General features: G+C 67.6%; 11 protein-coding genes. 5 read left to right on the forward strand and 6 right to left on the reverse strand.

Annotated features, from left to right (window positions below; genetic code table 11):
- The first annotated feature begins 161 nt into the window (after positions 1 to 161).
- Positions 162 to 692 carry a DUF4190 domain-containing protein gene (locus BLT62_RS18300; protein ID WP_083365313.1) on the forward strand — a complete coding sequence of 177 codons (531 nt, stop codon included), beginning with the start codon at positions 162 to 164 and terminating at the stop codon, positions 690 to 692.
- Positions 693 to 798: 106 nt separating this feature from the next.
- Here BLT62_RS18300 and BLT62_RS05075 read toward each other — a convergent pair whose 3' ends face one another.
- A complete protein-coding gene (locus BLT62_RS05075) occupies positions 799 to 2,001 on the reverse strand; it encodes a class I SAM-dependent methyltransferase (protein ID WP_083363082.1) in 1,203 nt (400 codons plus the stop codon).
- Between the two features lie 230 nt (positions 2,002 to 2,231).
- Between BLT62_RS05075 and groES the strand changes: the two genes are divergently transcribed.
- The 3 genes from groES to BLT62_RS05090 all read left to right on the forward strand — a co-directional run bounded on the left by groES (position 2,232) and on the right by BLT62_RS05090 (position 5,116).
- Positions 2,232 to 2,528 carry a co-chaperone GroES gene (groES, locus tag BLT62_RS05080; protein WP_047405484.1) on the forward strand — a complete coding sequence of 99 codons (297 nt, stop codon included), beginning with the start codon at positions 2,232 to 2,234 and terminating at the stop codon, positions 2,526 to 2,528.
- A gap of 135 nt (positions 2,529 to 2,663) precedes the next feature.
- A complete protein-coding gene (rarD, locus tag BLT62_RS05085) occupies positions 2,664 to 3,617 on the forward strand; it encodes an EamA family transporter RarD (RefSeq protein WP_083363083.1) in 954 nt (317 codons plus the stop codon).
- A gap of 188 nt (positions 3,618 to 3,805) precedes the next feature.
- Complete coding sequence (locus tag BLT62_RS05090; protein WP_083363084.1) at positions 3,806 to 5,116, forward strand: ABC transporter substrate-binding protein; 1,311 nt, start codon at positions 3,806 to 3,808, stop codon at positions 5,114 to 5,116.
- Positions 5,117 to 5,306: 190 nt separating this feature from the next.
- Here the strand turns inward: BLT62_RS05090 and BLT62_RS05095 are convergent, their stop codons facing one another.
- The 4 genes from BLT62_RS05095 to BLT62_RS05110 are packed head-to-tail and all read right to left on the reverse strand — an operon-like array spanning position 5,307 to position 9,234.
- Positions 5,307 to 6,086: an ABC transporter ATP-binding protein gene (locus BLT62_RS05095; RefSeq protein ID WP_083363085.1), complete on the reverse strand. Its 780-nt coding sequence runs from the start codon at positions 6,084 to 6,086 to the stop codon at positions 5,307 to 5,309.
- Entirely contained in the window at positions 6,073 to 6,987 is a 915-nt protein-coding gene (locus tag BLT62_RS05100; protein ID WP_083363086.1) for an ABC transporter ATP-binding protein, read from the reverse strand. The genes BLT62_RS05095 and BLT62_RS05100 overlap by 14 nt, the downstream gene beginning before the upstream one ends.
- Complete coding sequence (locus BLT62_RS05105) at positions 6,977 to 7,957, reverse strand: branched-chain amino acid ABC transporter permease (RefSeq protein ID WP_083365314.1); 981 nt, start codon at positions 7,955 to 7,957, stop codon at positions 6,977 to 6,979. Before BLT62_RS05105 ends, BLT62_RS05100 begins: the two co-directional genes overlap by 11 nt.
- 14 nt (positions 7,958 to 7,971) lie before the next feature.
- Positions 7,972 to 9,234, reverse strand: a complete 1,263-nt coding sequence (locus BLT62_RS05110; RefSeq protein WP_083363087.1) for a branched-chain amino acid ABC transporter permease — start codon at positions 9,232 to 9,234, stop codon at positions 7,972 to 7,974.
- A gap of 310 nt (positions 9,235 to 9,544) precedes the next feature.
- Here BLT62_RS05110 and guaB point away from each other — a divergent pair, with 310 nt between their 5' ends.
- Positions 9,545 to 11,047, forward strand: a complete 1,503-nt coding sequence (guaB, locus tag BLT62_RS05115; RefSeq protein WP_083363088.1) for an IMP dehydrogenase — start codon at positions 9,545 to 9,547, stop codon at positions 11,045 to 11,047.
- 170 nt (positions 11,048 to 11,217) lie between these two features.
- Here the strand turns inward: guaB and BLT62_RS05120 are convergent, their stop codons facing one another.
- Positions 11,218 to 12,024 (reverse strand): class I SAM-dependent methyltransferase, encoded by an 807-nt coding sequence (locus BLT62_RS05120; protein ID WP_083363089.1) that lies wholly within the window; start codon positions 12,022 to 12,024, stop codon positions 11,218 to 11,220.
- Positions 12,025 to 12,091: the final 67 nt, after the last annotated feature.

Genomic DNA, 12,091 nt, shown 5'->3' on the forward strand with positions numbered 1-12,091 from the left:
TCGCTGGGAAGTCCACTCGTTCCGGAACCATCGGCGCTAGGATTGCGAGTGCATCGCCAGTTGTGCCCCGATTCCGACGGCTCCGCTGCCCGATGCGCGCAAGTTCCGCAGTGACCGTGAGGCTGCACGAGGCCCGCACTGTTGATCAGAAGGGCTCCATCATGACAGACCAGAATCAGCCTCCCGTCCCGCCGAACGAGCCGACCCCGCCCGTGAACCCCGAGTTCACCGCCCCAGAGGCCCCGGCCGCTCCGGTGACGCCTCCCGCCCCGCCCGCGCCCGCCTACGGCGCCCCGCAGGCCGCGCCCGCTCCCGCCTACGGCACCCCGCCGGCCCCGCCAGCGCCTCCCGCGTACGGCACCCCGGCCCCCGCCTACGGCGCACCGGCCTATGGCGCCCCCGCCAACTACGGCCAGCCCGGCCAGGCGCCGAAGACCAACACATTCGCGATCGTGTCGCTGGTGGCATCCGTCGTCGGATTCTTCACCGGCATCACGTTCCTGGTCGGCATCATCTTCGGCCACATCTCGCTCAGCCAGATCAAGAAGACCGGCGAGAACGGCCGCGGCATGGCGATCGCCGGCCTCGTGATCGGCTACATCGGCCTCGTGATCGGAATCATCCTGTTCATCGTGTTCGCGGTGCTCTTGGGGATCGTCGCGTCGAACCCGAACACGAACTTCAACTACTAGGAGCCGCGCTGCGCCGAGCCCCGTCGGGGGCCGCGCGGCGAGCCCGTCGAGACGGCCCTCTTCCCTCGTGGAAGAGGGCCGTTTGTGTGCGATCGCCGGGGGCGGCTCAGACGCGCTCGACCAGCAGCGTCACGTGCTTGCCGGCCGCACGGGTGAGCACGATCGTCGCGGAGGCGCTGCCCGTCAGCTTCAACCGGGTGCGCAGCGTCGCCGGGTCGATGTCGATGCCGCGCTTCTTGATCTCCAGGGTGCCGATTCCGCGGGCCGCGAGCGCCGCCTTGAGCTTCTTCTCGTCGTTCGGCAGCTGCTCCAGCACGCGGAAGCACGTCGCGAACGGCGTCTCGTGGGCGGCGTCCGCCGTGAGGTAGGCGATGCCCTCGCTCAGCATCCGGGCGTCGAGGGAGCGGGCCAGGTCGCCGATCAGGCGGGCGCGGATGACGGCACCGTCCGGCTCGTAGATGTAGGCGCCGAGCGCGCCGGCCTCCGCGTCTGCGCTGTCTGCGGCGGCGCTGAGCTCATGGCTGCCGGCCTTGCCGAGGAGGAGGGCGCTGCGCCGCACGCCGGGCCGGGCCAGCGCGCCGAACCACAGCCCCATCTCCACCAGCGCCCCGTCGACCGAGACCCACTGTGCCTCGGCGCCGGCGGGGATCAGCTCGCGGTCGAAGCCGGGGCCGAGCTTCACGCCGGTCGGCAGGCGATCGCCGAGCCCGAAGGCGAAGTCGAGCGAGGGGGTGTAGTCCTCCGGCCGGGTGAGCCTCGACGTGTTCGAGTGCCCGGAGCTGCGCCGGGCCGGGTCCAGGTAGACGCCGTCGGCCGGGCCGTCGGCGAGGCCGTCCAGGTCGATCTCCTCCGCGCGGGCGTGCAGCACGGTCGCGCGGGGGAACGGCGCCAGGTTGAAGGAGGCCAACGTCGCGGTCACCTCGTCGGCGTCGGCGGCGGTCACCCGCAGCTCGAGGGCGGCCATCGCGAGGGCGTCGCCGCCGATTCCGCAGCCGAGGTCAGCCACGTGCTGCACCCCGGCGGCGGCGAAACGGCCAGCGTGCAGGGCGGCGACGCGCAGCCGGGTCGCCTGTTCCAGCCCGGCTTCGGTGAAGAGCATGGTGTTGGCGAACTCGCCGAACTTGCCCGCCGCCTTGGCGCGGAGCCTCGCCTGGCTGAGCACGGCCGCGACGAGCTCTGGCGGGTGCCCCTCCTTGCGCAGCGCGGCGACGGTGCGCACGACGTCGGTGGACGAATCCCACTCCGGCAACGAGTCGAGCAGCCGAAGCCCTTCGGGGGAGAGGAGGGCGACGAGCTCACTGCGTTCCATACGGCCACGCTAACACCGCCGGGGCCGCGCAGGCCGCGCGGCGGCGGCCACACGGCGGTTGGCCGCGGCATCCGCCACCCGGCGCCTCACGCTGTTGGCGAACGCCGCCCGATTCGGGCCGACTTGTCTGGCACTCACGTTGCACGAGTGCCAGCCAGGGCCTAAACTCGACTTAGCACTCTCGGTGTGAGTGTGCTAATTCCTTAGTCTTTTCTAGAAAGAGGTCAACCGTGTCGGTCAGCATCAAGCCGCTCGAGGATCGCATTGTCATCAAGCAGGTCGAGGCCGAGCAGGTCACTGCGTCGGGCCTCGTCATCCCTGACACCGCCAAGGAGAAGCCCCAGGAGGGCGAGGTCGTGGCTGTGGGCCCCGGCCGCATCGATGACAACGGCAACCGCGTCCCGCTCGACGTCGCCGTCGGCGACAAGGTGCTCTACTCCAAGTACGGCGGAACCGAAGTGAAGTTCGGCGGCGAGGACTTCCTCGTGCTGTCGGCTCGCGACGTGCTCGCAGTGGTTGTGCGCTAAGCACCTCTCCCGCTGAAGCTCAGCGTTTTCTCGAAAGACCCGGATGGCCCAGCCGTCCGGGTCTTTTGTCGTCCGCGCTCCCATCTGGGCGCGGGTCGGCCCACTGCGCACTGTATGCAGGCGTAGACTCCCGAGGTGCCTGAATCCGTTGACCAGCAGACGACAGCCCCGGCGACGGATGCCGGCACCCGCCGAGCCGGCCTGATCTACGCGGTCTCCGCCTATGTGCTCTGGGGCTTCCTGCCCATCTACTTCATCGCCCTCGCGCCGACCGGCGCGTTCGAAGTGGTGGCCTGGCGGATCGTGTTCTCGCTCGTGTTCTGCGCGATCCTGCTCGCGATCACACGCCGCTACCGGCTCTTCCTCGCCCTGCTCAAGCGGCCGCGCATCGCCTTCACCATGGCGGCGGCCGGCGTGCTCATCTATGTCAACTGGCAGACCTACGTCTACGGCACCCTGAGCGGCCAGGTCGTCGAGGCCTCGCTGGGTTACTTCATCAACCCCATCGTCACCGTCTTCCTCGGCGTCTTCTTCCTGCGCGAGAAGCTGCGCCCGGCACAGTGGGCCGCAGTCGGGATCAGCCTCGTGGCCGTGCTGGTGCTGGCGATCAGTGCGGGCAGCATTCCCTGGATCGCGCTCACGCTCGCGTTCTCGTTCGGGTTCTACGGCTACATCAAGAAGCGGGTGGGCACCACGGTCGACGCCGTCGCCGGCCTGAGCATGGAGACGCTCTGGCTGCTGCCGGTCGCCGTCATCCAGCTCCTCGTGGTCGGGGCGACCACCGGCATCACGTTCGGCACGGTCAGCGCCGTGCACACGCTGCTGCTGATCGGCACCGGCGTGATCACCGCCATCCCGCTGCTGTTCTTCGCGGCGGCATCTCGGCGCCTTCCCCTGGTCGTGCTCGGCTTCATCCAGTACTTCGCGCCCATCATCCAGTTCCTCGTCGGCGTGCTGATCTTGAACGAGGCCATGTCGACCGCGCGCTGGGTCGGATTCTCCCTGGTCTGGCTGGCCCTGGTGATCCTTGCGGTGGATGCCGCCCTCGGCACCCGCAACGGCCGGCGCAGCATTCCCGAACTCGTCTGAGCGGGCCGCCGCGCGGCGTGAACCTGCGCCGGGGCAGTGGGCGGCGCGCCCGGAGGATGTAACGATTTGACACGGGACGCAACGTTGTGGCCACAAAAACCTTGTTTCGGCGTGCGGCGGACAATACTGTGACTCAACGGCAGTCGTCCGAACTGCCTCACCAGTGTTTGATCGAGCCAAGGAGCACCATGAGTGTAATAGTGAAGGCCTCGGCTTCGCGCTCTGTCCGGGCCATGCTGAGCGGAGTCGCCCTCATCGGCGTCAGCGCACTTGTTCTCACCGGATGCAGCAGCGGAGCCTCCCCGGAGGCGACCACGTCGCCCTCTGAAACGGCGACCGCCGATGCAGGCAGCGCGCTGCCCATCGAGGCGGGCGACCGCGACCTGTCGATGAAGGTCGGCCAGCTGGCCCCGCAGAGCGGTTCGCTCGCGTTCCTCGGCCCGCCCCAGATCGCGGCGGCGAAGCTCGCCGTCGAGGACATCAACGCCGCCGACCTCGGCATCCAGCTCGAGCTGATCGTGCGCGACGAGGGTGACACCAGCGTCGACGTCGTGACCACCTCGGTCACCGACCTGCTCTCGCAGGGCGTCTCGGCGATCTCCGGTGCCGCGGCATCCGCTCAGACCCGCAACATCTACGAGCAGGTCACCAGTGCCGGTGTCGTGCTGATGTCGCCGTCCAACACGGGCCTCGACCTCTCCAACATCGCCGACAACGGGCTGTACTGGCGCACGGCGCCCTCCGATGTGCTGCAGGGCGAGGTGCTCGGCAACCTCATCGCAGAGGACGGCAACAGCACCCTCGGCATCATCTACCAGAACGACGCATACGGCACCGGCCTCGCCGAGACCACGAAGACCAACTTCGAGGCCGGCGGAGGAACCGTTGTCGCCGAGTCCAGCTTCAACACGGGTGACACCAACTTCACGACGCAGATCGCCGACGTGACGGCGCAGAACCCGGATGCGATCGCCCTGATCACCTTCGACCAGAGCAAGATCATCATCCCCGAGCTGGTCGGTTCCGGTTTCCCCGGTGACAAGCTGTACCTCGTCGACGGCAACCTCGTCGACTACAGCGCCGACTTCGCCCCCGGCCTCATCGCCGGATCGAAGGGCACCAAGCCGGGCCTTGACCTCACCAAGCTCGGTGACTTCACGGACCGCCTGCTCACCGTCGACCCGACGCTGACCGACTTCACCTACGCGCCCGAGTCGTACGACAACATCGTGCTCTTCGCGCTGGCCGCCTATGCAGCCAACGACACCTCGGGCCAGTCGATCGCCGACTACCTGCGCCAGGTGTCCGGCGGCGACGGCGACGGCGAGAAGGTCACCACCTTCGAGGAGGGCGTCGCCCTGCTCAAGGAGGGCAAGCAGATCGACTACGACGGTTTCTCCGGCCCGATCACCTTCGACGAGAACGGTGACCCGACCGAGGCGACCATCGGCATCTACCAGTACGACGCCACGAACGTGCCGTCTGAGCGCCTGAACTAGTCGCTTCAGCTCGTAGCGGAGGGCCCCGGCTTCGGCCGGGGCCCTCTCTGCGTCGCGCGACGGATGACGGCGCTGTCTCAGCGCCGACTGCGCCACTTCGTGGGGCTCCGCGCCACATCAGGTGGCGCAGAGGCGCACCACGTGGCGCAGAGCGGCCGGCCGGGGAAACCCCGGTCGGCCGAGTGCGGCGCTACTCGTCGTCTTGGCCGAGGGTGCCGAGGTAGAGGCCGATCACCTTCGGGTCGTTCAGCAGCTCGCGGCCGGTGCCCGTGTAGGCGTCGTGGCCCTGGTCCAGCACGTAGCCGCGGTCGCAGATCTGCAGGCAGCGGCGGGCATTCTGCTCCACCATGATCGTGGTGACGCCCGCCTTGTTGATCTCCTTGACGCGGAGGAAGGCCTCGTCCTGCCGCACGGGGGAGAGGCCGGCGCTCGGCTCGTCGAGCAGCAGCACGTGCGGGCCCATCATCAGCGCGCGCGACATGGCCACCATCTGGCGCTCGCCGCCGGAGAGCGATCCGGCGCGCTGCGTGAGCCGCTTGCCGAGCTCGGGGAAGATCGCCGTGACGAACTCCAGCCGCTCGGCCAGGCCCTTCGGCTTCTGGTAGATGCCCATCTCCAGGTTCTCCTGGATGGTCAGCGTCGGGAACACGTTGTTCGTCTGCGGCACGAAGCCGACGCCCTTGCCGACCAGCTTGTTCGCCTTGAGGTTGGTGATCTCCTCGCCGTGCAGGTAGATGCCGCCGCCGCGCACCTTGACCAGGCCGAAGATCGACTTGAGCAGGGTGGACTTGCCCGCGCCGTTCGGGCCGATGATGCCGATCAGCTCACCCTGCCTGGCCATGAGGGAGCAGTCGGTGAGGATGTTGATGCCGGGCAGGTAGCCCGCCGTGATGGAGCGCACGTCGACGACGGCCTCGCCGACGGGGGCGGATGCCGGGGCGGCAGAGGTGCCGGGGCTACTTGTCGTCATCGAGGAGCTCCTTCATCGCTTCGACGTTGTCGGCGTCGCTGCTGCCGAGGTCGCTGTCATGGTGTTGGCCGAGGTAGGCGTCGATCACCGCCGGGTTCTGCATGACGGTGTGCGGATCGCCCTCGGCGACGACGCGGCCCTCGGCCATGACGATCACCCAGTCGGCGATGTGCCGCACCATGTGCATGTCGTGCTCGACGAAGAGCACCGTCATCCCCTGCTCCTTCAACCCCAGGATGTGGTCGAGCAGCGACTGGGTGAGCGCCGGGTTCACGCCGGCCATCGGCTCGTCCAGCATCACCAGGGTGGGTTCGCTCATCAGCGCCCTGGCCATCTCGAGAAGCTTCCGCTGGCCGCCGGAGAGGCTGGCCGCGTAGTCGTTGCGCTTGGCGTCCAGCTTGAACCGGGTGAGCAGCTCCACCGCCCGCGCCTCGATCTCCTGGTCCTGCTTGCGCCAGAGGACGGGCAGCAGGGCGCGGAACATGTTCTCGCCGGTCTGGCCGGTCGCGCCGAGCTTCATGTTGTCCATCACGCTCAGCAGCGCGAGCGACTTGGTCAGCTGGAAGGTGCGGATGAGGCCCATCCTGGCCACCCGGTAGGCGGGCACGTGCGCGAGCGAGGTGCCGTCGAACGTCCAGCTGCCGGCATCCGGCTTGTCGAAGCCGGTGAGCAGGTTGAAGAACGTCGTCTTGCCCGCGCCGTTCGGCCCGATCAGCGCGGTGATGGCGCCACGGGGGATCTCGACGTGATCGACGTCGACCGCGGTCAGGCCGCCGAAGGTGCGGCGCACGCCATCGGCGACGAGGATCGGGTCGTTCTTCTTGCAGCCGGGGGCGGCGTCGCCGACGTGCAGGTCGATGGACTTGACCGGCTTCGAACTGGGGGTCGCGTTACTTGACAAAAGCCAGCTCCTTCTTGTTGCCGAGCAAGCCCTGGGGCCTGAATATCACGATCAGCATGATGGCCACGCCGACCAGGATGAAGCGCAGCTGCCCGCCCTGCACCTGGGTGATGTCCAGCCAGCCGACTTCGACAGCCCGGGCGACGAAGCCGGAGAAGAACGAGAGCAGCACCCAGAACAGCATCGAGCCGACCACGGGGCCGAGGATCGTCGCCGCCCCGCCGAGCAGCAGGATCGCGTAGATGAAGAAGGTGAGCGACGTCGCGTAGTGGGCGGGGATCACCGCGCGCGGCATGATGAAGATCATGCCGGCGAGGGTGCCGAACACACCACCCAGAATGAGGCTCTGCATCTTGTAGGAGTACACGTTCTTGCCGAGAGCGCGCACAGCATCCTCGTCTTCACGGATGCCCTTCAGCACGCGCCCCCACGGGCTGCGCATGAGCGACCAGGTGAACAGGCAGGCCAGGGCGACGACCGTCCAGGAGACGATGATCACCCACCAGTCGTTGGCGCTGTGCTGCCAGGGCCCGAAGCCGGCGGTGCCCTCGAAGTGCAGCGGGTTCAGTGCACGGAAGCCGTCCTTGTACTCGCTGAGGCCGTTGGCCGAGCCGGTGACGGCCACGAAGGTGTTCGTCGTGAACAGCAGTCGCACGATCTCCGCCGCCGCGATGGTGACGATGGCCAGGTAGTCGGCCCGCAACCGGAGCGTCGGCACGCCGAGTATCAGGGCGAAGATGACGGATGCCCCGATGCCCACCAGCACGGCGCCCCAGACGGGGAACCCGAAGGTGAGGATTGAGATGGCGTAGCCGTAGGCGCCGAGGGCCATGAAGCCGGCCTGACCGAAGTTCAACAGGCCGGTGTAGCCGAAGTGGATGGCGAGGCCGAGCGCGGCGAGCGCGTAGGCGGCGGTGGTCGGGCTGATCAGCTCGACGGCCGCGTTCGAAAAGATTTGTCCCCAGTCGATCATTGCGTCGCCTCCTATCCGATTCTCTCTTTGCGGCCCAGGATTCCCTGCGGCCGGACCAGCAGCACGACGATGAGCACGACGAGCGCCCCGACGAACTTCATGTCAGGGGGGAGGACGAGGGTGGAGAGCTCGACGAACAGGCCGACGATGATCGAGCCGACGAGGGCGCCGAACGCGGTGCCGAGCCCGCCGAGCACCACGGCGGCAAAGACGAGCAACAGGATCTGGAAGCCCATGTCCCAGCTGACGCCGGGGCGGAAGTACGCCCAGAGGATGCCGCTCAGGCCGGCCAGTGCCGCGCCGATGACCCAGACGACGCGGATGACGAAGTCGACGTCGATGCCGCTGGCCGAGGCCAGGCTCGGGTTGTCCGAGACGGCGCGGGTCGCCTTGCCGATGCGGGTGCGCAGCAGGAAGTAGGCGACGCCCAGCAGCACCACGACGCTGATGGCCATGCTGGTGAGGTCGATCCAGGACAGCGACAGCGGCCCGAGCTGCAGCTTGGCCGGTGAGGCCCCCGGCAGCTGCCTCGTGGCCCCGCCGACGTAGAACTGGTAGGTGTAGCGCATCGCCAGGGCGAGGCCAATGCTGACGATCATGAGCTGGATGACGCCGACACCGCGTTTGCGCAGCGGCTTCCAGAGCGCGGCATCCAATGTCCAGCCGAGCGCGGCGCTCAGGACGAGGGCGATCAGGATGGCGAGCCACACCGGCAGTGCGAGGTTCACCGCGAAGACCAGCGTCATGAGCGCGCCGAAGGTGATCAACTCCGAGTGGGCGAAGTTGCTGAGGCCCGTCGTGCCGTAGATGAGCGAGAGCCCGATCGCGGCCAGGGCCAGCAGCAACCCGAAGTTGAGGCCGTTCGCCACCCGGTTGATGAGCTGGTCGAAGAAGGAGACCGTGACCCGGGTGCCCTCGCCGAGGAAGAAGTTGACCGATTTCGTCTTAGTCAGGCCGAACTCGGCCGTCATCGTGTTCCCGCCCTTGGTGACGACGACGCCCTCCGGCAGGGTGTCCTCGTCCAGGGTCACCGTGTAGCTGGCCTTCTCGGGGACGCCGACCCGCCACTTGCCGTCTGCACCCGTCTTCACCTCGGTGTCGGTGCCCGGCCCCGTGACGGTGATGAGTACGCCGTCGAGCGGCTCCCCGTTGAAGGTGACGTTGCCCGCGAGCACGTAGTCGTACTTGTCGACGTCGACGTCGTCGGCGTGGGCGGGGGAGGCACCGCCGGCGAACAGCGCAACGGTGAGCGCGACGAGGAGCATCACCGCCATCGCTACCGCACGTATGGGGGACCTCTTGTGAGCCGATTCAGTGGGATTCACTGCACCTCCATGGGGGCGCCGACGAGCAAACTCGCCCGGCTCCGGGCCTCTGCCGCCGACAACACCGTCAGCGGTAGTGCTGATTATGTCCTAACTGCCCCCTCTCGTCGCGCATTCGGCATGCGATTGTGATCTGCGGAATTCTCTCCCAGCAATCTCGCTTAACATTGATGGATGCGAGAGCCACGAGTTCTCCGCATTCGACGCGTCAGGCATTCGCCTGCGCCACCCACATATTTCCTAGACGCAAAGGGGAGAGATGGATCAGGCAGATCCGTTCGGATTCATTGGACTTACCTACGACGACGTTCTGCTGCTCCCCGGTCATACGGATGTGATCCCGAGTGAGGCCGACACCACGTCCCGGCTGACTCGGCGCATCAACGTGTCCACGCCGCTGCTCTCGGCAGCGATGGACACCGTGACGGAGACGCGCATGGCCGTCGCCATGGCCAGGCAGGGCGGCATCGGCATCCTGCACCGCAACCTCTCGATCGCGGACCAGGCCGACATGGTCGACCGGGTCAAGCGCAGCGAGTCCGGCATGGTCTCAAACCCCGTCACAACGACGCCGGACGCGACCGTGGCCGACGTCGACGCCGTGTGCGCGACCTACCGGGTGAGCGGTCTGCCGGTCGTGGACGCCGAGGGCAAGCTCGTCGGCATCATCTCGAACCGTGACATGCGCTTCGTCCCGGATGCCGCCAAGTCCAGCACCACGGTGGCCGAGGTCATGACCAAGATGCCGCTGATCACCGGGCGCGTCGGAATGGACCCCGACGAGGCGCTCGCGATCTTCGCCAAGCACAAGGTCGAGAAGCTGCCCCTCGTCGACGCAGAGGGACACCTCACCGGACTCATCACCGTGAAGGACTTCGACAAGTCCGAGCAGTACCCGAATGCCACGAAGGACGCCGAGGGCCGCCTGCGGGTCGGTGCTGCGATCGGCTTCTTCGGCGATGCCTGGGAGCGCGCGGAGGCCCTGCGCGATGCAGGGGTCGACGTGATCGTCGTGGACACGGCCAACGGCCACTCTGCGGGAGTCATCGAGATGGTGCGGCGGATCAAGTCAGACCCCACGTTCGAGCACATCGACGTGATCGGCGGCCAGGCGGCCACCCGCGAAGGCGCGCAGGCGCTCATCGACGCGGGGGTCGATGCGGTCAAGGTCGGGGTTGGACCCGGTTCGATCTGCACCACCCGCATCGTCGCCGGTGTCGGCGTGCCGCAGATCACAGCGATCTACGAGTCGTACCTCGCGGCGCGAGAGGCGGGCGTGCCGATCATCGCCGACGGCGGCCTGCAGTACTCGGGCGACATCGCGAAGGCGCTGGTGGCCGGTGCCGACACCGTCATGATCGGTTCGCTGCTCGCGGGCACCGACGAGTCGCCAGGCGACGTGGTGTTCCAGGGTGGCAAGCAGTTCAAGCTGTACCGTGGCATGGGCTCCCTCGGCGCCATGCAGACGCGGGGCAAGAACACCTCGTACTCGAAGGACCGCTATTTCCAGGCGGATGTTCCGAGCGACGACAAGCTGATCCCCGAGGGCATCGAGGGCCAGGTTGCGTACCGCGGTTCCGTCGCGGCCGTCACGCACCAGCTCATCGGCGGCCTGCGTCAGTCGATGTTCTACGTCGGTGGCCGCACGATCGAGGAGCTCAAGGCGAAGGGCAAGTTCGTGCGCATCACGGCTGCAGGCCTCAAGGAATCGCACCCGCACGACGTGCAGATCGTCGTCGAGGCGCCGAACTATAAGCGCTAGAGGTCAGCGCGACGCGCTTCCTCTAGCAAGGCGGCAGCCGTAGCCCGCAGACGCGCCAGCGTCGAGGGCGTGCCGCGGCAGCCTCGCAACGCAACAATTCGCGTGTCCACCTCGGCAGGCAACTGATGGCCCGTCTCCTCACCGGAGGCGGGCCTTCTGCGTCCGTGCGCTCAGCCGCCGGCTGGGCCCACGCGGTAGATGATCTCGCCGTGGAGGATGGAGATCCACCCGTCTTCGTCGGTGGCCCATTCCCGCCATGCGTCGCTGATCTGCTGGAGGTCAGCCGGTGTCGCCAGGTTGGAGTCGGTGAGTTGCCGTGCGATCGCGGAGTTCAGGATGCGGTCGGCCCACATTCCTCCCCACCAGGCGCGCTCGGCCGGGGAGGCGTAGCACCACGTGCTTGACGTGGCGGTGACCTCGTCGAGACCGGCGGCGTGTGCCCAGGAAAGCAGCCGGCGTCCGGCGTCCGGTTCGCCGCCATTGGCGCGTGACACGGTGCGGTAGAGGTCGAGCCAGGTATCCAGTGCCGGGAGCTCTGGCCACCAGCTGAAGCCGGCGTAGTCGCTGTCGCGCACCGCCACGATGCCGCCGGGCTTGGTCACCCGGACCATCTCGCGCAACGCTTTCACAGGGTCGGCGACGTGCTGCAGCACCTGATGCGCGTGTACGACGTCGAAGGTGTCATCGTCAAAGTCGAGGGCGTGGACGTCGGCAACCCGGAACTCAACGTTCGCCACGCCGTGTTCGGCGATCGTCTGCCGTGTGAGCTCGAGCTCATCGGCGCCAATCTCGGTAGCCGTGATCTCCCCGACGAACCCGGCAAGGTCCGCCGTTATCGTGCCCGCCCCGGCGCCGACGTCAAGCAGGTGGTCGGTGGGTTTCAGCAGCGGGAGCAAGTATGCCGCCGAGTTGGCCGCCGTCCGCCAGCGGTGTGACCGCAGAACGGACTCGTGATAACCGTGCGTGTAGATCGCCATCGAAAACTCCCTCAACTCGTTGGACGTGCGCTGTACCCAGCTTCCCGACCGAGCGCCCGAGGCAGAA

Source organism: Microterricola viridarii, assembly GCF_900104895.1.
Classification (GTDB): domain Bacteria; phylum Actinomycetota; class Actinomycetes; order Actinomycetales; family Microbacteriaceae; genus Microterricola; species Microterricola viridarii.